This is a genomic window from Opitutia bacterium (assembly GCA_016217545.1).
In the GTDB taxonomy this organism is placed as follows: domain Bacteria; phylum Verrucomicrobiota; class Verrucomicrobiia; order Opitutales; family Opitutaceae; genus Didemnitutus.
This window is the reverse complement of sequence record JACRHT010000012.1, coordinates 429,455-450,797: the sequence shown is the minus strand read 5'-3', so window position 1 is coordinate 450,797 and position 21,343 is coordinate 429,455. Positions and strand designations below refer to the sequence as shown.

Annotated in this window: 19 protein-coding genes; 7 read left to right on the top strand and 12 right to left on the bottom strand. The window is 68.3% G+C overall.

Features of this window, described 5'->3' with window-relative positions:
* The first annotated feature begins 2 nt into the window (after positions 1 to 2).
* Entirely contained in the window at positions 3 to 854 is an 852-nt protein-coding gene (locus tag HZA32_08885) for a hypothetical protein (protein ID MBI5424192.1), read from the top strand.
* A 190-nt stretch (positions 855 to 1,044) separates the two neighbouring features.
* Positions 1,045 to 1,521 carry a type II secretion system protein gene (locus tag HZA32_08880; GenBank protein MBI5424191.1) on the top strand — a complete coding sequence of 159 codons (477 nt, stop codon included), beginning with the start codon at positions 1,045 to 1,047 and terminating at the stop codon, positions 1,519 to 1,521.
* A gap of 9 nt (positions 1,522 to 1,530) precedes the next feature.
* Here HZA32_08880 and HZA32_08875 read toward each other — a convergent pair whose 3' ends face one another.
* The 5 genes from HZA32_08875 to HZA32_08855 form a co-directional block, all read right to left on the bottom strand.
* The gene (locus tag HZA32_08875; GenBank protein MBI5424190.1) at positions 1,531 to 4,101 is read right to left on the bottom strand and encodes a serine/threonine protein kinase; all 2,571 of its coding nucleotides are present in this window, start codon (positions 4,099 to 4,101) and stop codon (positions 1,531 to 1,533) included.
* Between the two features lie 48 nt (positions 4,102 to 4,149).
* Positions 4,150 to 4,905 (bottom strand): sigma-70 family RNA polymerase sigma factor, encoded by a 756-nt coding sequence (locus HZA32_08870; GenBank protein MBI5424189.1) that lies wholly within the window; start codon positions 4,903 to 4,905, stop codon positions 4,150 to 4,152.
* A gap of 7 nt (positions 4,906 to 4,912) precedes the next feature.
* Entirely contained in the window at positions 4,913 to 5,818 is a 906-nt protein-coding gene (locus tag HZA32_08865) for an ATPase (GenBank protein MBI5424188.1), read from the bottom strand.
* A gap of 338 nt (positions 5,819 to 6,156) precedes the next feature.
* A complete protein-coding gene (locus HZA32_08860) occupies positions 6,157 to 7,188 on the bottom strand; it encodes a lipid A deacylase LpxR family protein (protein MBI5424187.1) in 1,032 nt (343 codons plus the stop codon).
* Complete coding sequence (locus HZA32_08855) at positions 7,185 to 7,562, bottom strand: RidA family protein (protein ID MBI5424186.1); 378 nt, start codon at positions 7,560 to 7,562, stop codon at positions 7,185 to 7,187. The genes HZA32_08860 and HZA32_08855 overlap by 4 nt, the downstream gene beginning before the upstream one ends.
* 105 nt (positions 7,563 to 7,667) lie before the next feature.
* Between HZA32_08855 and HZA32_08850 the strand changes: the two genes are divergently transcribed.
* Both HZA32_08850 and HZA32_08845 read left to right on the top strand, forming a co-directional pair.
* Entirely contained in the window at positions 7,668 to 9,677 is a 2,010-nt protein-coding gene (locus tag HZA32_08850; protein MBI5424185.1) for a S9 family peptidase, read from the top strand.
* Between the two features lie 91 nt (positions 9,678 to 9,768).
* Complete coding sequence (locus HZA32_08845; protein ID MBI5424184.1) at positions 9,769 to 11,787, top strand: S9 family peptidase; 2,019 nt, start codon at positions 9,769 to 9,771, stop codon at positions 11,785 to 11,787.
* A gap of 282 nt (positions 11,788 to 12,069) precedes the next feature.
* Here the strand turns inward: HZA32_08845 and HZA32_08840 are convergent, their stop codons facing one another.
* The 5 genes from HZA32_08840 to HZA32_08820 all read right to left on the bottom strand — a co-directional run bounded on the left by HZA32_08840 (position 12,070) and on the right by HZA32_08820 (position 17,077).
* Positions 12,070 to 12,960 (bottom strand): class I SAM-dependent methyltransferase, encoded by an 891-nt coding sequence (locus tag HZA32_08840; GenBank protein ID MBI5424183.1) that lies wholly within the window; start codon positions 12,958 to 12,960, stop codon positions 12,070 to 12,072.
* A 240-nt stretch (positions 12,961 to 13,200) separates the two neighbouring features.
* On the bottom strand, positions 13,201 to 13,536 hold the full coding sequence (locus tag HZA32_08835) for a nucleotide pyrophosphohydrolase (protein MBI5424182.1): 336 nt from the start codon (positions 13,534 to 13,536) through the stop codon (positions 13,201 to 13,203).
* 58 nt (positions 13,537 to 13,594) lie between these two features.
* A complete protein-coding gene (locus tag HZA32_08830) occupies positions 13,595 to 13,924 on the bottom strand; it encodes a hypothetical protein (protein ID MBI5424181.1) in 330 nt (109 codons plus the stop codon).
* Between the two features lie 71 nt (positions 13,925 to 13,995).
* The gene (gene upp, locus HZA32_08825) at positions 13,996 to 14,613 is read right to left on the bottom strand and encodes a uracil phosphoribosyltransferase (GenBank protein ID MBI5424180.1); all 618 of its coding nucleotides are present in this window, start codon (positions 14,611 to 14,613) and stop codon (positions 13,996 to 13,998) included.
* A gap of 46 nt (positions 14,614 to 14,659) precedes the next feature.
* Complete coding sequence (locus tag HZA32_08820; GenBank protein ID MBI5424179.1) at positions 14,660 to 17,077, bottom strand: penicillin acylase family protein; 2,418 nt, start codon at positions 17,075 to 17,077, stop codon at positions 14,660 to 14,662.
* 139 nt (positions 17,078 to 17,216) lie between these two features.
* Here HZA32_08820 and HZA32_08815 point away from each other — a divergent pair, with 139 nt between their 5' ends.
* Together HZA32_08815 and HZA32_08810 are read left to right on the top strand one after the other, a co-directional pair.
* The gene (locus HZA32_08815) at positions 17,217 to 18,089 is read left to right on the top strand and encodes a hypothetical protein (GenBank protein MBI5424178.1); all 873 of its coding nucleotides are present in this window, start codon (positions 17,217 to 17,219) and stop codon (positions 18,087 to 18,089) included.
* An 18-nt stretch (positions 18,090 to 18,107) separates the two neighbouring features.
* The gene (locus HZA32_08810) at positions 18,108 to 18,263 is read left to right on the top strand and encodes a hypothetical protein (GenBank protein ID MBI5424177.1); all 156 of its coding nucleotides are present in this window, start codon (positions 18,108 to 18,110) and stop codon (positions 18,261 to 18,263) included.
* Between the two features lie 138 nt (positions 18,264 to 18,401).
* Here HZA32_08810 and HZA32_08805 read toward each other — a convergent pair whose 3' ends face one another.
* Both HZA32_08805 and HZA32_08800 read right to left on the bottom strand, forming a co-directional pair.
* The gene (locus HZA32_08805) at positions 18,402 to 18,686 is read right to left on the bottom strand and encodes a hypothetical protein (protein ID MBI5424176.1); all 285 of its coding nucleotides are present in this window, start codon (positions 18,684 to 18,686) and stop codon (positions 18,402 to 18,404) included.
* A gap of 244 nt (positions 18,687 to 18,930) precedes the next feature.
* A complete protein-coding gene (locus HZA32_08800; GenBank protein ID MBI5424175.1) occupies positions 18,931 to 19,761 on the bottom strand; it encodes a GNAT family N-acetyltransferase in 831 nt (276 codons plus the stop codon).
* A 102-nt stretch (positions 19,762 to 19,863) separates the two neighbouring features.
* On the opposite strand from HZA32_08800, the gene HZA32_08795 reads away from it, so the two are divergent.
* On the top strand, positions 19,864 to 21,141 hold the full coding sequence (locus tag HZA32_08795; protein ID MBI5424174.1) for a M20/M25/M40 family metallo-hydrolase: 1,278 nt from the start codon (positions 19,864 to 19,866) through the stop codon (positions 21,139 to 21,141).
* Positions 21,142 to 21,343 lie beyond the last annotated feature (202 nt).

The following is a 21,343-nucleotide window of genomic DNA, read 5'->3' as shown; positions in this document are numbered from 1 at the left end:
TCATGGACCTCCGCCACCTCCTCGCCACCGCCACGCTCGCTTTCGCCGCCACCACCGCGCTCGCGCAGCCGTTGCACTACACGAAGGCCGTCCAGCTCGTGGACGAGATCACCGCCGCGCAGGACGCCGGCGTGTTCAACGACGAAATCGGCCGCCCGCTCAACCGCTACGGCGGCAACTGGACCAGCGCCGAGCAATCCTACATCCGTTTCGCCGACCTCGCGCACGGTCACTGGCCCGGCAACCTCACCAAGTGTTCCCCGCTCGTTTCGCGTCTGCTCCAGCAGTGCTACGGTTGGAATTGGAAGAACTACTCCTTCCTCGACCCTCTCACGCTCACGACGCAAGCCGTCGCCAGCCCCACGCCCTACCAATACATCGCGCTCCTCAAGCAGGGCAGAGGCTTCGCCGCGCGCCTCACGCGCCTCGACCAGTGGCAGGCCGGCGATCTCCTCTTCTGGTGGAAGCCCGGCTCCGACCAGAACGACCACGCGATGATCATCTCCGCCGTGAACTGGGCCAGCGCGAAGAACTATCCGACGAACCTCGCCGCCTCCGACCCCACGCTCGCCAACGCGACCTACTACGAAGTCGAGATCATCGACAGCACCGAGAACATCCACACCGCCGACTCGCGCCTCGTGAACGTCAACGGCACTCCAACCTTCCTCGCCGGCGTCGGCACCGCGACGATCGGCGTGCTCGTGGATCGCACGACGCTCGAGATCGTCGCCACGACGTGGAGCCTTCCCACCTCGAATTACCAGACGCAACCCAACGGCTGGCTCCAGGGCCTCACGAGCCGCCTCAAGCGCGTTCCCCAGTGGGAAATCGCCGTCGGCCGTATGCCGTGAGTTGTTGCGAACGCAACGTGACCTGTGGCGGCGGTCTGCGGGCGCCGAGCCAGCATGAACCCAGTAGCCGCCAGTCGCGGCGAAATCCTGTAGCCGGGGTCGCTGACCCCGGTGCGGTCGCTCTCCCCGCGCCACCGCGCCGACCGGGCTCAGCGAGCCCGGCTACAGGGAAACCGCCAACACCCTAGCCGTGCGCCACGTCTTTTCACTCCGCCTTCCACGCGCCGCGCGCGCCTTCACGCTCGTCGAGTTGATGGTCGTCGTCGTGATCATCGGTCTGCTCGCGGCGATCGCGCTGCCGGCGTTGCAGCGCGTGCGGCGCGCCGCGATGGGCAGGAGCTATTTCAACGACGCGCGCCAGATCCGCGACGGCGCGGAACGCTACGCGCTCGAGCATGGCGACTTTCCGCCCAACGGCATCGGCGCGTTGCATCCCGAGTTGCGCGGTTACGTGCCGGACAAACTCTTCAGCGCGACGCCACCCATCGGCGGCGTGTGGGATTGGGACTACGGCGAGAATGACTTCACCGCGTCGATTTCGATCTATGGCTTCACGGCGTCGGACGAGGATCTGCGCGCCATCGATCGCGCGTTCGACGACGGCGATCTCACGACCGGCAACCTCCGCCGCATCAGCAACAAGTTCGTCTACGTGATCCAGCCCTGAGCGCGCCGCTCAGTGCGCCGCGCCGAGCTGTTTGAGGCGGCGCTCGACGCCGTCCGCGAGTTCGCTGCGGCCCGTCGCGCGATAGAGCGTGGCCAGCCGCACGAGGGTCAGGCGACGCACGGCCATTTGCCGCGGCGTCAGCTGCCCGGCGAGAGACTCGAGGCCGCGATCGGCGCTGAGCAGATGTTCCTCCGCCTCCGCCAAACGGCCGAGCCCGGTCAGCGCGGCGCCGAGATGCGATTCGGCGATGAAAGGAAGCGGACGCCGCTCATCGACCTCGCGATGCGCGGCGAGCGTGGCGCGGAGTTCCGTCTCCGCCTCCGCGTATTTCTGCGCGGCCACCAGGATGCCGCCGAGCTGGGTGCGCGAGGCGAGCACTTCGGGATGCATTGCGCCGATGCGGCGCGCGGTGGGCTCGATGATTTCGCGGCACATGGCTTCGGCTTTGTCGAAATAGCCCTCCTCAAGATAAACCGCGGCCAGCGCGCCGCCCATCCGCAGCACATCCTGATGGCCTTCGCCGTGCACCGCGCGGGTTTGGGCGTAGGCTTCCTCGAAGACACCGGCGGCTTCGTCCCAGCGCGCCTGCGCGCTGAGCACGTGGCCGAGGTTGCCGAGCGTGCGCAACGTGTCGGGGTGATTCGGCCCGAGCACGCGCCGCGCGACCGTCACGACTTCGCGGAAACGCGCCTCGGCTTCCGGCAGGCGGCCGAGCGCCCAGTTGGCGCCGGCGAGATCGTTGAGCGACTCGATCGTTTCCGGCGCTTCGGGGCCGAGGACGCGTTTGCGCGCCTCGGCGGTGCGGGTGAGGATGTCGCGCGCTTCGGGGAATTGCCCTTGGTCGAGCAGCGCCGTGGCCACCTCGTTCGCGGCGGTGAGCGTGTCCGGATGCTCGGGCCCCTGCAGGTGCGTGCGGCGGCTCAGCAGGCTGCGGCGGAGCTGCAGGCCTTGCGCGAGCTTGTCCTGGCCCACCCAGACGCGCGCGAGCGTCTGCTCGGCGGCGAGAGTGGCGAGATCGTCGGCGCCGAGCGCGCGGCGCAGCGCGGCGACATTGGGGGTGAGCAGGCGCTCCGCTTCCACGAGCTGGGCGTTCGCCGCGAGCGCGGAGGCGTGCGCCGTGACCAAACGCCAGGTGTCGGCGGCGTCGAGTCCGAGTTGACGGCGGAGACGGACGGCGGCGGAGAACTGTTCGGCGGCCTTGGCGTATTCGCCGAGCGAGAGCAGGGCTTCGCCGAGCGTCGCGCGCAGGGCGGATTCGGCGGCCGGCTCCTGGGCGAAGCGCCCGCCGATGCGGGCCGCGGCGGTGTCGAGCGCAGTGCGGAGCTTGAGGTCGCGGTCGGCTTGGGCGCCGGGCTTCGATTGCAGCAGGATATCGCGCTGGAAAAATTCCAGCAGCGCGCGGGCGGTGGCGGCCTCGGTCGAGGCGCGGCGCTCGGCTTGCCGGGCGCGCACCGCGAGGACGGTGCTGGTGACGATGCCGACGGTCAGCGCCGCGCCGGTGCCGGCTGCGACCGCGAGCATCGTGCGGTGGCGGCGGGCGAAGCGCCGGAATTGCGCCAGCGCGCCCGGCGCGCGGGCGAGGATCGGTTCGCCGGCGAGGAAACGCCGCAGATCCTCCGCCAGCGCCGCCGCGTCGGCGTAGCGGCGCGCGGGATCGCGTTCGAGACACTTCAGGCAGATCACCACGAGGTCGCGCGGCGTGGCGGGAGCGAGCAGGCGGAGAGGCGGCGCCTCGCTGTGATCGAGCAGCGCCGGCAACTCCGCGGCTGTCGCGCCGGCAAACGGAGTGCGCCCCGCCAGCATCTCGTAAAGCACGACGCCGAGGGCGTAGAGATCGCTGGCGATGCCGAGGGCGGCGCTGCCGCCGTGCAAGGCTTCGGGCGCGAGGTAGTGCGGCGTGCCGAGCACGGTGGAGACGGCGGTGAGGTCGCCGCCGGGTTCGAGTTGCGCGGCGAGGCCGAAGTCGGCGAGGAGCGGCTCGTCGCCGTCGAGGAGGATGTTCGACGGCTTGATGTCGCGGTGGAGCACGCCTTCCGCGTGCGCGTAGGCGAGGGCGGCCGCGATCTTTTGCGCGAGCGCGGCCGCGGCGCGCGGGGCGAGCGGTCCATTGCGGAGGCGTCGACCGAGGTCGCCGCCTTCGAGGTAATCCATCGCGAAGTAGGCGAATCCGTCGGCGCGACCCGAGTCGTGCAGTGTCACGATGTGAGGATGGCGCAGCCGCGCGACGGTTTGGGCCTCCCGGAGGAAACGTTGGGCGAGGTCCAGCGTGCCCGCAGTTTCGACGAGAACCTTCAGCGCGACGACGCGGTCGAGCCTCGGTTGGCGGGCGGCGAAGACGCGGCCCATGCCGCCGCGGGCGATCTCGTCGATGATGTCGTAGGGGCCGATGCGATCCGGCAGCTCACCGCCAAAGGGCGAGTGCGAGATCCCGGAGGCGGCGGGCGCGGGGAGCGGGTCGCCCTCCTCCAGGTCGAGCGCAAGGGCGCGTTGTCCGGCGCAGAGGAGGCAGAGCCCGGTGGTGCCGAACGGCGTGGCGGTCGAGCGGTGGCAGTGCGGACAGAGTTGGGCGGACACAGGCATCTTCAGCCACGGATTGCCGGTTTTCGCCCGGGGGATTTCATGCCGATTTCAACCGCGGAGGATGCCCAGCAGATGCCTCATCTCCTGCTCGATGTCGCTGGGACTCCGGACGCTGGCCGCGATCTCAAGGCGGACGAGTTCGGCGTAACGGCGGTTGAGGCGGAAGATGCGCACGGCCACGGTGGCGCGGGCGATGCCGAGTTTTTCCGCGATGGCAGCGTATTCGTTTTGCGACGGACTGCTGCTGAGAAACGGCCGCAGGGCGGCGAATTCCTCGGCGTGTCCGGCGGCGGCTTGCTCGGCTTCGAGCCGGCGCAACGCCTGCGCGAAAAGCGCCAACGCCCAACCGCGTTCGTAGGTGGCGCCGGGATCGAGCTGGGGCTGGTCGATGACGGCGAACTCACGCTCGGCGTCGAGCGCGGTCCAATCGAGCACGCGGGCGCCGCCGCCGCGTTTCTGGGTGTTCTCGCGCTCGTGGTGGCGGGCGAGGAAATGTTTCAGCGCGCCGATCAGGTAACCGCGGAAGCGGCCCTTCTCGGGATCGGGCCGGTCGAGGAAATCGCCCTCGATCACGTAGGCGAAGAAGCCTTGCGTCAGATCCTCGGCGTCGGGCGTGGAATAGCCGCGACGGCGCAGGTAGCCGTAGACGGGGAGCCAGTAGATGCGGCAGAGCTTCTCGAGCGCCTCGCGGCGGCTGGAGGAGTCGCGACGCGACTCGATCACGATGCTCCATTGGGTGGAGCCAAACACGGCCTCACCCGCGATGGGTTGGGAATCGGAAGGAGACTGAGCCGCGGGCGGCATGGGGCGATCAGTCGCGGAGCAGGAGGCGGCGGACGCCTTCGCTCGGGGGCTCGGTGATGAAGTGCATTTTCACCGGCCAGGCGTTCGATTCGACGAAGGCTTGCAGCGCGTAGTGCGCGGCGGGGTTGTTGAGCACGGCGCCGCTGACGCCGCAGGTGATGTCCTTGGCGCCAGGGAAAAGCTTCTCGGTGACGAGGCGACCTTGCGCGACGAGTTCGCCGATCGAGCTGGCGAGGGCGATTTGCGCGGGGCGGCAGCCATTTTGCGCGAGCTCGATCACCGCCGGGGCGAAGGCGGCGACTTTGGTGTTGGCCTCCGGGTCGGCGTAGAGCGCGCCTTTGATCGCGGCGGCGTCTGCGAGACCGAGGTGCGCCTGGAGCGCGGCGCCGAGGCCGGTGGCGGGCGACCAGCCGTAGAGCTCCATCAGGGCGGAGGCGATGGCGCGGCGGCCGAGTTCGTAGCCGCTGCCGGGATCGCCGAAGCGCCAGCCGAGTCCGCCCGCGAAATGCACCGAGCCGTCGGGCGCGCGCGCGGCGACGAACGAGCCGGTGCCGGCGTGCAACACGAGCCCCGGCGCGCCGCCAGTGGCGAGTTCGAGCACGGGCAGTGAATCGGGGCCGTGCGTCACGGTGCCGTAGCCGCGGAGCTGCGCGACGATCTCGCGCCAGGTGACGGCGCTGCCGGCGACGAAGAGGCGCGTGGCGGCGATTTGGGTTTGGGCGACGTTTGCGGCGGCGAGGAGGGATTCGAGCGCGACGAGGAGCACCGTGCGCGCTTTGTCCGCGCCGAGGTGGCTGGGGTTGCAGCCGGGGCCGACGTGGCGCGCGACGATCGCGCCGGCCGAGTCCACGAGGAGAAGTTCGGTTTTGGTGCCGCCGCCGTCGACGCCGATGCGGTAAGAGGGGTTCGCCACGCGGAAACGAAAGACGGGAAACAGGGAGGCGACGAATAAAAATCCACGCCGTGACGTGGGCCGATGGGCGAGGGCGGGGGCGCGGGCTTCTCGCCTGTGGGGGCCTGCTTGCAGGCGATTTTTTGGAGATCGTAAACGGCGGGCGCGTGCGAGTGTCTTTGGTCGCCTGCGAGCAGGCTCCTACATGAGCGGATTCGTGGCGGCAGGGAGCGACGATGTCGGCATCACTGGTAGGGCGCGACCGCTGGGCGCGCCGCGAACGTGTTTCGGCGGGCCCAGCGGTCCCGCCCTACCCCAGGCTGCGGCGCCATTGCGGAACAATGGCGCGAAGTCCGCGCTCAGTAAAACCACGTCAGCGCGATGGAGCCGAAGACGTCGTTGCGCGGCTGGCTGCGGAATTCCTTCGTGCGCATGTCCTGCGTGTAGGTGAGCTGGAAGCGCGGCCACGTCACCACGAGGCCGGCGGACAAGTCGCCCATGAAGGGTTTCTTGTCGACGGAGTGGCTGTCGCGCCAGGTGTTGCCGTCGAGGAAGATGTTGCGCGCGACGGCGCGGGCCTCGGCGCTGAGGAAGAGGTGCGTCGAGAAACCGGCCTTGGCGCGGGCGTTGGCCATGCTGCCGCCGGCGGGGCGGATGAGGTCGGCGCCGAAATCGGGCGGGAGATTCCAGCCGAGACGCACGCGGGCGCCGGCGGCGACGTGCGTGTAGACATTGCCGAGGGTGATGCGCGCGCGGCTGATGAAGTCGAAGAGCCGGTGGCCGTCGGCGACGAAGGTGTAGTTCCGGTAGCGGCGTTCCCACGAGAGCATGATGCCGGGCTCGTCGTGGAGCTGGTTGGCCCAGCCTTGGGCGTGCGGGACGTGGATGACGTCGTGCCAGCCGTTTTGCGCCGCTTGGCCGAGCGCGGATGGGCCGACGACGCCGAGCGAGAGTTCGACGACGCGCAGCATGCTGCCGTCCTTTTCCTGGGCCTGCGCGATCATCGAGGCATAGAGCCAGCCCGCGTAGGGCCGGTCGGTCGGGATGAGGGCGGCGGTCTCGGTGTCGGTGGGCGTGTAGATGTCCTGCCCGAGCGCGAGGCCGATCTTGTAGCGTTGCTGGGCCTCGATGCCGCGCAGCGTGGGGATGAACTCGGAAACCTTCTTCAGGAATTCCTGCGAACGATCGAGCGTGGTCTCGCCGAGCCAGAGCAGCTTGAAGCCGTTGGTGTAGTGCCGGTCCGTGCCGGCGAAGTATTTGTCGTTTTCCGTGACGAGCGTGAACGATCCTCGCCGCACCGAGAGATCGTGCCAGATCGGGTCATCGCCGCCGCGGGCGGTGGCGCCGAGCGCGAGGCTCAGCGCCACGAGCGCGAGTGCGCGACGGGTCATCCCTTGTAGGCAATGACCTCGATCTCGACGCGGCAATCGAGCGGGAGCTTGCCGGCCTGGATCGTGGTGCGGGCGGGTTTGTGCGGGGCGAAGGCGGCTTCGTAGATGGCGTTCATCTTGGCGAAGTCGGCCATGTCCTTGAGGTAGACGGTGGACTTGGCGACGTCCTGCAGCGTGAGGCCGGCGGCGGAGAGGACGGCCTTGATGTTGGCGAAGACCTGATGGGTCTGCGGCTCGATGTCGCCTTCGACCAGTTTGCCGGTGGCGGGATTGAGGGGCGTCTGGCCGGAGCAGAACACGAACGGGCCGGCGTGGATCGCGTGAGAGTAGGGGCCGATGGCGGCGGGAGCTTGGGGAGCGGAGATAACGTTCATGGTGGTGGCGGAAGGAGAACGAGGAACGGGAAGGAGAACGAGAAAGATTTCAAACCACGGCCGCGACGGCGGCGCCCGGGCGCGCAAATCCGGTTGCGGCGGGGCGTGGTCGCCGTCAGAAAACCCGGCATGATTCGGCACTTCGGGAGGGCCACCCTGTGCGGGCTGGCAGCGCTCGCGACGGTCGCGTGCGCCGACGAGAAGAAGCCCGCTGGCGGCAGCGTGCCGCGGCTCATACCGGTGGAGGATTTCGCGCGCGCGCCGCAATTCTTCGCCCCTGCGCTTTCGCCGGACGGAGCCTATGTCGGCTACATCGTGCAGAAGGACGAGAACTCGGGGGTCGGTTTCCTCGACGTCGCGACGGGGAAAGCCGAGTTCCTCTGGGCGAGGCGGGACAAGGCTTTCCGCTTCAAGAACGACGTCTACGGTTTCGAGTGGGTCGGCGATCGCCGCATCGTGATGATGACGTCGATGGGCTGGGTGGCCGTGGACGCGAATCGCGAGCACCTGCGCTATTTGACGGGCTTCGGTCGCTGGGCCGATGAGCATCCGGGCCAGTATTCGCTCGGCTCGCCGGAGCTTTTCCTGCCGAACGCGATCATCCGCCAGAAATTGTATGATACCAAGCGGCTGCTGGTGAGCGTGGCGCCCACCGAGGTCGGCGCGGATCGCGTGCACCCCGATGTTTTCCGGCTCAACACCGAGAACGGCGCGTTCAATTCCGTGATGAAGAATCCGGGCAACGTCACCGCGTGGCTCGCGGACTGGAATGGCGCGGTGCGCTTCGGACTCGCGACCGACGGCGTGAACGCGAGCCTGATCTTCCGCCGCAAGCCGGACGACGCGTGGAGCCAGCCCATCCCGTTCGGCCAGGACACGATCGGTCACGGCTTCGCGGGCGTGGGTGGCGACGGCGAGACGTTGTATGTGTTCAAACCCAACGCGAAAGGCCGCAAGGCGCTCTACGCGCACAACCTCGCGACCGGCGAAGTCACGGGTCCGCTCTTCCAGCACGACAAATACGACGTGGACACGGCGATATTTTCCCAAAAACACCAGCGCCTGCTCGGCGTGCGCTACATCACGGAGGGCCCGCGCCAATTCTGGTTCGAGCCCGCGCTCGCCACGTTGCAGAAGCAGATCGACGCGGCGCATCCCGGGCTCGTGAACCTGATCGTCAGCATGGATCGCGACCTGCGCCGGATGCTCGTCTACTCGAGTTCGGCGCGCGAGGCGGGGTATTACACGCTCCTCGATCTCGAAAACGGTCAAAGCAAGCCGCTCGCCGCCGTGCGCCCCTGGATCAAGGCCTCGGAAATGGCCGACATGTTCCCCGTCGCCTGCAAGGCGCGCGATGGACTGGAAATCAATGGCTACCTCACGATCCCCGTCGGACGCGGCCAAAAGAACCACCCCATGGTCGTGTTCGTGCACGGCGGTCCCTACGGCGTGCGCGACGAATGGGGTTTCGATCCGCTCGTGCAGTTCCTCGCCAATCGCGGCTACGCCGTGCTGCAGGTGAACTACCGCGGCTCGGGCGGCTACGGCGATGAATTCTACCTCAAGGGACGCCACGAAGTGGGCGCCAAGATCGAGGACGACATCGAGGACATGACGCGGTGGGCCGTGAAACAGGGCTTCGCCGATCCGCGCCGCGTCGCCATCATGGGCGCGAGCTACGGCGGCTACAGCACGCTGATGGCGCTCGCGCGCACGCCGGACTTGTTCCGATGCGGCGTCGCCTGCATGGCGGTGACGAATTGGGTCAGCCTCTCCGACGACTTGATTGAGGAGCACATGATCGAGGCCATCAACTGGTGGCGCACGCAGGTCGGCGACATCGACAAACCCGAGGAGAAGCGCCGGCTCGCCGACGTGTCGCCGGTGAACCTGGCCGCGAAGATCACCGCTCCGCTCTTCATCATGCACGGTGAGGAAGACGGGCGCGTGCCAATCCGGCAGGCGCGCGCCATGGTCGCGGCGCTGAAGAAAGTCGGCCACCCGCCGGAAACGCAGTTCTTCGAGAACCAAGGCCACAATTGGCCGGCCGACAAAGACGGCGTCGAATTCCTGACGAAGCTCGAAGCCTTCCTCGCGAAGAACCTCACGCCGTGAGGCGCGAGCGCGGCGCAGCGCACGAGGCGTCGCGTGGCGCGCCGCGGCTTTTCGTTTGCGAGGGCGGCGGCGCGGCGGCAAAACATCCGACATGAATCGGCACTTCGGGAGGGCCACCCTGTGCGGGCTGGCGGGGCTCGCGCTGCTGGCTTGCGCGGAAGCGCGGGCGGACGCGGAGAAATCAACCGGTGCGGCGGCGGTGCCACCGCCGCTCCTGCCCGTCGAGGATTTCGCCCGGCCGCCCGACATCACAGCCGCCAAGCTCTCGCCCGATGGCAAACACCTCGGCTACCTCTTCGCGCGCGAGAAGCGGCTCGAACTGGGCATCATGCCGCTGGAGACGGAGCGCGCGCGCTCGTTCAGCTACGGCTACTGGCCCGTGGTCGGCTTCGATTGGCTGAGCTCCGAGCGCCTGTTGATCTGGGAAGGCGGTCTGGCGGCGATCAATCGCAACTTCAGCATGATGACCGGGCTGACCGGCTGGATTCGCCACGAGACGCAGCGCGGCGACGCCAATTACCTGTGGACCGACGAGGTGCTCGGGCATCGCGGCCCCGACAAGCAGCGCATTCTGATCAACGATTTCGACCACAAGGGCTGGGGCAAGAAAGCCGAGTGGTTCCCGAACGTGCTGGAGATGGACGCGTCGAGCGCGATGTTCCGCACCTACATCCTGAATCCCGGCCGCGTCGCGCAGTGGCTGCAAGGGTGGGACGGCGAGGTGCGGTTCGGCGTCGTGAAGGGCGAGAAAGTCGAAGACCCCTACCAACTGATCCAGCGCGACGGCCCCGGCCAACCGTGGCGCAAGCGCGAGCTGGGGGAACGTGCGCGGCATTTCTGGATTTCCGGCATCAGCGCCGACGGTGGCACGCTCTACGTCTCGCGCGAAGGCCCGACGCGGCGCTGGGAGCTGGCTGAACTCGACTTGAAGACGGGCGCGGTGGCCGAGGCTCCGTTGTTCCGCGCGGGCGACTACGACCTCACGCCGCCGGAGTGGATGCCGGTGTTCGCGGGCGAGACGCTGGCCAAGCCGATTTTTTCGGAAGGTTACCAGCGTCTCCTCGGTGTGCGCTACGTGACCGATGGGCCGCACGAATACTGGTTCAATCCCGACCTGGAAAACATCCAGAAGCAGATCCAGCAGATGCACCCGGACCACGTGAACCTGATCGTCAGCATGGACGATGCGGTGAAGCGCCTGCTGGTGTTGTCCTACTCCGCCCGCGAACCCGGCCTCTACACGCTCGTCGATCTCGAGACCGGCAAAGTCCGCGTGCTCGCGCGCCGCTGCCCGTGGATCAAGCCCGAGCACATGGCCGACACTTACCCGGTCGCGTGCACCGCGCGCGACGGACTGGCGTTGCACGGCTACCTCACCTTGCCCACCGGCCGGCCGCAGCGCGACCTGCCGATGGTGACGCTCGTGCATGGCGGCCCTTGGGTGCGCGACGTCTGGGGCTACGATCCGATCGTGCAGTTCCTCGCCAACCGCGGCTACGCGGTGTTGCAGGTGAACTACCGCGGTTCTTCCGGTTACGGCGCGGAGTTCCTCGATCAAGGTGCCAAGGAGATCGGCGGCAAAATCCAGGACGACATCACCGACATGACCGGATGGGTAGTGAAGCAGGGCATCGCCGACCCGCGCCGCCTCGCGATCATGGGCGCGAGCTACGGCGGCTACAGCACGCTCTTCGCGCTCGCCCAAACGCCCGCGATGTATCGCTGCGGCATCTCCTTCGCCGGAGTCGCGGACTGGCCGCTCTTGTGGAAGAGCCGCGCTGACGATGCGGCCAAGGAATCTTACTATTACTGGAGCAAGCGCATCGGCGACATGGAGGACCCCGCCGTGCAACAGCGACTCGCCGCCGTCTCACCCGTGCACATGGCCGGCCAGATGACGGCCCCGCTCCTGCTCATCCACGGCAAGGCCGACAACACCGTGCCGTTCGAGCATTCGGAGGCGATGGCCGCGGCGTTGACGAAGGCCGGTCGCCCGCCGCAGACGCTCTATCTGAACGAAGTGGGCCACTGGATTCCCAGCCACGAAAAGGGCGTGAAGTTCTACCAAGCCATCGAGCGTTTCCTCGCGCAGCACCTGAAGGCGCCGTGAGCGTGCGGCACGCGAGTTGCGCGCCGCATCGCGGGCTTCCGCCGCGGTGAGGTTCATGCCTAGGTGGGCGTCGGTGTCCCCACCGACGCCTGTCGCCGCTGGGACAGCGGCGACCACCTCGTGGAACGCGCCTCGGTGCTGAAACGAAATCCCAGTTCGACGCCGCGACGGTGGGCGGGACCGCCGGGCCCGCCGCGCGGTCGGCATCACGTTCTCGGCGGGCCCAGCGGTCCCGCCCTACCGCACGCGGCGGTCAGTTTTTTCCTCACACTGCGTCGCCGCTCACGCGCACTCCCAACGGCCGTAGATGCCGCACGGGAGGATTTTGCCGTCACGCTGGATCGGCAGGCCGACTTCGCCGCCGTGGATGCGGCCGCCGGCGTCGCGCAGCAGGCCGTCGAGGAGGTTGATGACGACCGAGGGCGAGAGGCGCGCCGTGTAAGCGTTGATGAGAAAAAACACGGGGCGGTCGCTCAGCACCTGTTTGCACTCGCTGAGCAATTCCCAGAGGTGATCTTCCAGCCGCCACATCTCGCCGGTGCTCCCGCGGCCGTAGGTCGGCGGGTCCATGATGATGGCGTCGTATTTGCGGCCGCGCTTGATCTCGCGGCGGACGAATTTCAGGCAGTCGTCGACGATGTAGCGCACGGGCGCGTCGGCGAGGCCGGACAGCGCGGCGTTTTCGCGGCACCATTTCACCATGCCTTCAGCGGCGTCGACGTGGCAGACGCTCGCGCCCGCCGCGGCCGCCGCGACGGAGGCGGCGCCGGTGTAGCCGAAGAGATTCAGCACGCTCACTTCGCGGCCGGTGGCGCGAGCGTCGCGGATTTTCTGGAAAAACCAATCCCAGTTCACCGCCTGCTCGGGGAACAGGCCGGTGTGCTTGAAGCTCGTGGGATGGATGCGGAACGTGAGCTTGCCGTAGCTGATCGTCCACTGGTCGGGCAGCTTGGTGCGGAACTCCCACTTGCCGCCACCGCTCTCGCTGCGGTGGTAGAAACCGTCCCAGCCCTTCCAGGTGCGGTCGCCGGTCTTGGGCCAGATGATCTGCGGGTCGGGGCGGACGAGCGTGTAAGCGCCCCAGCGCTCCTGCTTCATGCCGTCGCCGCAGTCGAGGAGCTGGTAGTCCTTCCACTGGTCGGCGACGATGAGGCCCGGGCGGTCGATTTGCATGCGATGCGGGAGAATTGGCGGCGAAACGCGCGGAAGAACATGAAAAAATGACAGGTAGGCGCGCGCCGGCGAGCCGGAGCCATGCTGCGGACGCGAGTTCTATTGACCACGGATTACTCGGATCGAGACGGATAGAACGGATGCATGCTGCGCTCCCGCCGCGTGATCCGTTTCAATCCGTGAAATCCGTGGCCAAAGGAGACGCTGGAACGCGGCGTGCGCCCCGCGCGCGGTCGCGGCTCAGTAATCCTGCTCGGTCTTCGCCGCCGTGCCGCGCTCGAGCTCGTCCATCGTTTTCACGAACTCCTGCTCCAGATCGAAGCCGTAGAGCTTGGCCAGCACGAGCACGCTCCAGAGGCAGTCGCTCAGTTCGTGCGCGAGTTTTGCGTCGACGTCGCCCTCGACGCGGCGCGCGCCGGCCTTGGCCATGACGAGTTTCATCAGGTCGCCGACATCGACGACGAACCCCTGCGCGATCTCCTCGCGCGACCACGTGCGGCCGACGCGGCGCTGTTCGTAGCGGGCGAAACACTCGCGGATCTGCATCGCGCGGTCGGAGAGCTGGGAAAATTCCATGTGCGAACTCCACGCGGGCGACGCGCGCGGGGCAATCCCGCAGGCAGCGGACGGCGGATCAAGTTCCGCGCCGCCACGAGCGCAGCCGCGCGCCGAGGCGGCCGGCGATGAGCAGCGGGGCGGACATCACGAGCATCACCATCACGCCGAGCGGCAGCAGCGTGCCACCGGGATTTTTCGCGAACATTGCGACCGCCTGCCCGACGGCGATCGCGATCCAGGTGAACCAACCCGAGCGCGGCCAAATGAATGCGAGCACCAGCACCGCAAGGCCGAAGCCGGGATAGGCGACGGCCCAGTAGCTCGACGAGTCCCACGCTTCGCGCTGACCGCTGAGGCGACACGCGATTTCCCAGCCGACGGCACCGATCGCGACCCCGAGGGGCATCGCGAGCCACGGAAATCGCGACTGCGTTGCTGGCAGCGGCGGAGGGATTTCCGGCGGCTCAGCGGATGGGCTCACGTGCCGTAGAGCCGGTCGCCGAAGTCGCCGAGGCCGGGCAGGATGTATTTGCGGGAGTTGAGCTGACGATCGAGCGCACCGGCGTGAATGGGGATTTCCGGGTGCGCCTTCTGCACGGTTTCCACGCCCTCGGGCGCGGCGACGATGCAGACGAAGCCGATGTCGGTCGCACCCTGCGCCTTCACGAGCGAGAGCGCCTGCGCGGCGCTGCCGCCGGTGGCGAGCATCGGATCGACCACGAGGACGCGCGCGCCGGCGAGCGGCGGGAGTTTGCAATAATAGCTGCGCGCGATCGCCGTCTCATGGTCGCGCTCGAGGCCGACGTAGCCGACGGAGACGTCGGGAAAAATATCGTGGAACGGCTGCAGCATGCCGAGGCCGGCGCGCAGGATCGGCACGATGACCAGCGGCTTCGCGAGCACCTTGCTTTTCATCGTCTCGAGCGGCGTCTCGATTTCCTTTTCCACGGTGGCGAGGTCGCGCGTGGCTTCGAGAGCGAGGAGCAGCGAAATCTGGTAGCTCAGCGTGCGGAAGAGCACGGGCTTGGTGGTCTTGTCGCGCAGATGCGTGAGGACGTGCAGCGCGAGCGGATGGGCGAGGACGTGGAGCGGCATGGTGAGACGGAAGACGGATAACGGAAGACTGAGAACTGAGGACAGATTACGGCGAGAGCGTGAGGGTGTGCACGGCTTTGCCGGGCAAGAGCGGCGTGGGGCGGCCTTGCGCCCAGTCGTCGTGGCCGGCGCGGAAGAAGGGCGAGAGCGGGTGGCCGCTCTGACCGCCGGGCATTTCGAAGATCGCCTCGTCCTCGTGGCCGGGCGAGACGACGAGCCGCTCGGAGGCGCCGAAGCTGATGCCCTGCACGCGCGGCAGGTTGCTGTCGCCGGGTAGTTGCTCGGCGGGCATGCTCACGAAACGCGCGAGCCACGCGGGCATCACGCGGGCGAGCGGATGCTGCATCTTGAGCGTGTTGCGGGCGCCCCAGGTGTATTTCGCGAGCGTGGTGCCGGACTGGTCGGCATCGGCGAGGACGTCGTCTGCGGCCGCGAGGAGCAGCGACTCCCACGAGCGGTGCTCGGGGTTGAGGAGGCGCGCGGGCTTCTCGCTGACGAGGCGCCACACGGCGTCCTCGGTCATGGTGCCCCAGCGAAACGCCTCGTAGCTGCGCTGCGGCTTGTCGAGGAACGGGGCGAGCGTGCGCTCGCTGACCTTGGCGCGGAAGGTGCGCAGGATGCGGTAGGCGGCGGAGTCGGTGGAGGCGCGGCCGTTCCAGGCGCGCACGAGGTCGCGCATTTCGCCGCGGGCTTTTTTCTGCGCGACGGCTTCGTCGGTGACGACCTCGAGGAAGAGTTTCTGCCAGCGCTCGAGGTAGCGGCCGCGGTCGTCGAGTTGGATGGCGAGCAGGTCGGTCGGTTCGGCTTTCTTCTTCGCCACGAGTTCGCGCAAGTCGTCGCGGATGGCGGCGGCGCGGTGGCCGTTGTCGTAGCCGCCGTCGCCGATCTTCGCGAGGGCCGCGCCGCCGACGATGCGGTTGTTCGCGGTCCAGAGCGCGCCTTCCTTGACGACGATCTCGCCGGGCAGGCCGAGCGGGGCGGTGGAGACGACGGGGACTTCGTTTTCCGGGAGCCAGCCGTCCCAGCGGCGGTCGCCGTAACCCCAGTTCACGGGCACGCGGCCGTCGAAGCCGGCGCGCTTCGGAATTTTGCCGGTGAGCGTCCAAGCGATACGGCCGGCGCGGTCGGCGAGGAGGATGTTTTGATTCGGCATGCCGACGCGATGGGCGAGGGCGATGCCTTCCTCGACGGTGGCGGCGGTCTCGAGGCGCGTGAGGTTGAGGTTCATCGCCTCGGGCGAATGGGCGGTCCAGCGGACGACGTAGTAGCGGCCTTCGTCGGCGGGCCCGATGATCGGCCCCCACTCAGTCCAGCGCACGGTGAGCGACACGTCGGGCTCGCCCTTGACCTTGATGGTCTCGGTGCGCTCCTCGATGTCCTTCCAGCCGCCGGGTGCGCGATATTGGAGGTCAGCGTAAGGATCGACCACGACGACGTCGGTGGTGTCGATGTAAGAGTTGGTGAAGCCCCACGCGATGGAGCCGTTGCTGCCGGCGGCCATCGTGGGCGTGCCGGGGAACGTCACGCCGACCACGCGGCGGGCGGTGCCGGCAGCATCGGTCCAGTTCATCTCGGCGCGATACCAGACGTGCGGGACGCTGAGGCCGAGGTGCATGTCGTTCGCGAGCAGCGCGGCGCCCGTGGTGGTGTGCGCGCCGTCGACGGCGAAGCTGTTGCTGCCGGGCAGCAGCGCGGGTTCGTAGAAATCCGGCGCGAGCGCCGCGGTGGGTTTTTCCTCCGGCGCCTTGAGACGCAGGGCGGGCAAATCGGGCGCGGGGAACGTCGTCCCGTCGAGCGCGGCGTCGCTCGAGCTGCCGCGTGGATCGAAGAACGCGAGCCCGCTCGCGCCGTAGGCGGTCTGCAGCGCGCGGCGGGCCAGGTCTTCGTTGCCGGTGCTGTCCTGCAGGTCGAACCACATCGCGTAGACGGCGAGGATGGAATCCTCGGCGGTCCACGCGCGCGGCGTCACGCGGAGCACCTGGTATTCCCACGGGGTCTTGCCGAGCGCGGCGAGGCCGGCGTTGGCGCCGGCGACGTAGGCGTCGAGCATCGCGCGGTCTTCCGGCGACAGCGCGGCGACTATCTTGGCCGACGTAGCGCGGAAGCCGTGCAGGCGCGAGCGGCGGTCGACCGGGAGAGCGGCCTTGCCGAACAGTTCGGCGAGCTCACCGGCCGCGCGGCGGCGCAACAGGTCCATTTGGAAGAATCGATCCTGCGCGTGCACGAAGCCGAGGGCGCGCGCGACGTCGGCGCGCGTGGCGCCGGTGAGGCGTGGCACGCCTTGCGCGTCGCGCTCGATCTTCACTGGCGCCGAGAGGCCGGCGAGGTGTTGCGAGCCGTCGAGTTGAGGCAGGCTGCCGTGCAGTTGGTAGTAAACCCAGCCGGCGGCAGCGAGGGCGAGGACGACCAGCACGCTGAGCACTGACAGGAGAATTTGGAGCCGCTTGACGAGGGGAGAGGTCATGGCCGTTGAGCGGCGGGAGGATTTCTCAGCCCACACGGCGACGCCAGCCGGAAACTCAGGCGTCCGACGACTCGTGCGAGTCGTATGGCCCGTTGTAGCGCGCAATTCCCGCCGTTAACCTCGCCGTCTCCTCCGCGCCATGAATCGAATCGTTGTTCTCTGCTGTCTGTTCGCCGCGTCCGCTTTCGCCGCCGCACCTGCGGTGCCGCTCTTTCGCGGCGCGGGCGATTGTCGCCGCGCGATTACGACGCGCTCGCCGGAAGCGCAGCGCTACTTCGACCAGGGCCTCGCGTTTCTCTACGCGTTCAACCTCGACGAGGCGATCCGCTCGTTCGAGGCCGCCACGCAAATCGATCCCGCCTGCGCGATGGCGTGGTGGGGCATCGCTACGGCGGCGGGCCCGCGCATCAATTTCCCCTTCGTGCCCGAGCCGCGCGCGCAGCTCGCTTGGCAGGCGCTGCAACAGGCGCAGCAACACGCCGCGGGCGCTTCGCCCGTGGAGCAGGCGCTGATCGCCGCTGCCGCCCGCCGCTACGCCGCGCCACCCGTGGCGGACCGCGCGCCGCTCTATCAAGCTTACGCGGCGGCGATGCGGGAGGTCTGGGGCAAATTTCCGGAGGATGCCGACGTGGGCGCACTCTTTGCCGAGGCGATGATGGACCTTCGCCCGTGGGACCTGTGGTCGGCCGACGGCGCCACGCCACAGCCCGGCACGCCGGAAATCATCGCCACGCTGGAACGTGTTCTCGCGCTCGCTCCCACGCATCCGCAGGCGTTGCACCTCTACATTCACACGATGGAGGCCTCGCTTGAGCCGGCCCGAGCCCGCGCCGCCTCCGACCGCCTGCGGGAGCTCATGCCCGGCGTCGGCCACATGGTGCACATGCCCTCGCACATCGACGTGCTGCTTGGCCGCTGGGACGACGCGGTCGTGGCCAACGAAAAAGCCATCGCGGCCGACATCGCCTACCGCGCGCAAGGCGGCGTGGTGAAGGGTTTCATCTGGCTCTAAAACGCGCACAACCGGCACATGCTGGCTTTTGCGGCGATGATGAGCGGTCGCAGCGCGCTCGCGCTTCGGCACATCGACGACATGGTGGCCGAATGGCCGGAGGATTTCCGTGCCGAGTGGGTGCCGGTGGTCGATTTCTATTACGCGATGCCGCTGGAAGTGCGCGTGCGTTGAAGCTCCAGCACCGCGACGACGGGGCGGCTGCGGTGGAAAAGCAGTTCAAGGCCGCGTGAACCCGTGCCGATCTCGAGCTGAAATCCTCCTGCCTCTGCCAGCCCGGCGTTTGACCGGCTGCGCGCCTGCGGTGCGCGCTCAACGCGTGCGCTGCAGGTAGAGCGTCGTCGCCACGGTGCCGATCAACCAAGTGGGAAAATTCACGATGAGCTGGTGAAACGGCATGTGGTAGTGATGCACGGCCCAGATCACGGCGACGTGCTTCACGGCGATCAGCAGCCAGCAGATCAGGATGAAACGCATGAGTCGCGGATCGCGCGGCGTGCGCGGCTCCTCGACAGCGACGCCGCGCACGAACGCATCCGCATACGCGCCGCTTGTGGCGGGACGGCGGGCGAGCCATTGCGTGAGGCCGGTCAGCATGCGGCACCAAGCTACTCAGCGCGCCCGGATTGCAACCGCGAAGGTGGCGCGCCGCGCCTTTGCCCCGATCCTCGCGGCCATGCCTCGTCCCCGCACGACGCGGCGCGTCCCGCCAATGTTCGTAATACGAACATTTGTTCGCTTGCTTCCCCCGTAGGTGACGCCGCTCAGGTGGAGGAATGTTCGTATTACGAACATTCGTGGTTTGCGGCGGACGAGGGGCGGCGGCGGGCGGGAGCGGCGGTCAGAGCGCGCGGCTCATCTGCCACTGCGAGAGCGGCGTGCGCGCGAGGCCGGCCGCGGTGAATGTCTCGCCCATTTCTTCGGGGAAGATAGCGGATGCGCGCCACTCCTTGCCGGGAAATTCCGCGATTACCGCCCGCAGCAACGCGAGCGAATGGCCGCGGCCGCGATGAGTGCGCTCCGTGACGATCGCGCGGATGCCGATCGTGTCGGCGGCGGGCGACGAGATGAGCAGCGCCGACGGCCCGAGGCGAAACGCGAGCGCGGGCGGCGTGGCTTGTGCGATGGTTTCGGCGGAAATTTGCCACGGAAGATCGGGCAGGCCGTGCTCCGCGACGAGCGCGGCGAGCGTGCGCGGATCGATTTCCTCGAGCGCGGAATCACCGGCTTCCGCCGATGCAGCCGGTCGGCCCGCGTGGCCGGTGAGGCGGCGGATTTTCTGGAAGCCGCAGACTTCGTAGAGCTGCACGGCGGGCGCGTTTTGCTCGATGACCTCCAGCACCATCGCGCGTTCGCTGCGGGCGCGGGCTTCGGTGAGGAGTTGGTCCATGAGGGCGCGGCCGACGCCGGTGCGCCGCGCCTCGGGCACGATGGCCATGCCGGCCAGCCGCGATGTCCAGCCGCGTCGGGCGATCAGTGCCGCGCCCACCGGTTGCCCGTCGCGCACGGCGACGCGGCTCGCGGTGAGATCGACGCTGTCGCCGCGCACCATGGCGAGCAGCATGGCGGGCGTGGCGGGGATCGAGACAAAATAGTCGGAAAAGCCGCGCGCGAGGACTTGCGCCGCCGGTTCGAGACCGAAGTCGAAAATGCTCGGGAAGGTGAACGCCATGCCGCGAGATAGTCTCCCGCAGCGCACCGCCGCAACCGCGCTGCGACGAATGCTGCACGCGCCGCGACTGGACCCGCGCGGCGGAATGTGTAGCAACGCGGCATGTCCTCGCGCTTCCGTCTGTCGCTGGCCGTTGTCGTGTCGCTGGTTTCGCCGCTCGTGTTGCGAGCGGAGCTTTCGCCGGAGGAGGCGAAGATCGCCGCCTTCATCGACGGACAGCGGGAGAATTTCGTGCGCGACCTCGAAGCCGCCGTGAAGATCGACAGTGCGACGGAGAACTTCGTCGGCGTGCGCGCGATGAGCGATTTCTTCGGCGCGCAGCTGCGCGAACTCGGCTTTGACGCGCGGTTCGTGCCGCTGCCGGCGGAAACGAAACGCGCGGGCCATCTCGTGGCCGAGCGCAAGGGCGGCCGGGGCAAGCGCGTGCTGCTGATCGGCCACCTCGACAGCGTGTTGCCGGGCGGCACGTTTCGCCTCGAAGGCGACAAGACTTACGGCGCCGGCGCGAGCGACATCAAGGGCGGCGATCTCGTGATGATTTACGCGTTGAAGGCGCTGCACGCCGCCGGCGCGCTCGATGACACGCAGCTCATCGTGGTGATGACCGGCGACGAGGAAGCGCCCGGCCAGCCGCTCGTGCTCAGCCGCAAAGATCTGTGGGAAGCGGCCAAGCGCAGCGACGTCGCGCTGGCGTTCGAGGGCGCCATCGGCCACACGGCGACGATCGCGCGCCGCGGCATCGTCAGCTGGGAACTCGAGGTGCAGGGCGCGACGGGACACTCGTCGGGGATTTTCGCCGACCACGTGGGCAGCGGCGCGGTGTTCGAGATGGCGCGCATCCTGGCCGAGTTTCACACGGAGTTGCGGAAGATGGACGGCATCACCTGCAACCCGGCGCTGGTCGTCGGCGGCACGGACGTCGCGCTCGAGCGGACCGGCGGCCAGGCGACGGGCAAGGGCAACATCATCGCGCAGCGCGCGCTGGTGAACGGCGATCTGCGGTTCATGAGTCGCGCGCAGAAGGAGGAGGCGCAGGCGAAAATGCAGGCGATCGTCGCGAAGCACCTGCCGCGCACGTCGGCGGAGTTGCGGTTTCTCGGCGACAGTTACCCGGCGATGGAGGCGACGGCGGAGAACCAGGCGCTCCTGCGGCAGCTCGATGCGGTGAGTCGCGATCTCGGTTATGGCGAGGTCAAGGCCTACGATCCGAAGTCGCGCGGTGCGGGTGATGCGTCGTTCGTGTCGCCACCGTTGCCGACGCTCGACGGCATGGGTGCGAGCGGTCGCGGCGCGCACGCGCCGGGCGAATACATGGACCTCGCCAACATGCCGGAGATGGTGAAGCGGACCGCGGTGCTGATCTACCGGTTGACGCGGTGAGTGGCAGCGTAGATCGGGCGAACCCAGGCGAGATCATGCCAAGGGAGGTGGGCCAGCGCGCTGGCGCGCGCCCCGAGGAAGCGTGATTGCGTGAGGTAGGGCGGGACCGCTGGGCCCGCCGCGGAGGTGGCGTGATGTTCCCGGCGCTTGTCGCCGCTGGGGACAGCGGCGCCCACCTCATGAGACGTCCTCCGGCATTTCC